Genomic DNA, 242 nt, shown 5'->3' with positions numbered 1-242 from the left:
TTCCTGGACCGCCGATCAGCACGACATTCTCTGCGCTTTCAACGAACTCGCATCGGTGCAGCTGCCGCACAGTGGCTTCATTGATCTCGCTTGAAGAGAAGTCGAAGCCTGTAAGGTCCTTTGACCTGAGCCCCTGAATTTCCTCCAGTTTTGTGTAGAGTCCGCCCAACCGAAGGACGGACAAATGAAGACGAGATTCACGGACGAACAGATCATCCAAATGATCAAGGAGCAGGAAGCTG

At 52.5% G+C, this 242-nt stretch carries 1 pseudogene; it reads right to left on the bottom strand.

The annotated features are described in order from the left end of the window. Positions 1-121: pseudogene (locus P2081_RS20935) on the bottom strand (ATP-binding protein); the annotation flags it as partial. Between the last annotated feature and the right edge of the window lie 121 nt (positions 122-242).

Origin of the sequence: Pseudophaeobacter profundi, assembly GCF_029697505.1 — a bacterium.
Lineage (GTDB): Bacteria > Pseudomonadota > Alphaproteobacteria > Rhodobacterales > Rhodobacteraceae > Pseudophaeobacter > Pseudophaeobacter profundi.
The sequence above is the reverse complement of the archived record's forward strand: the minus strand, read 5'-3'. Positions and strand labels throughout refer to the sequence as shown.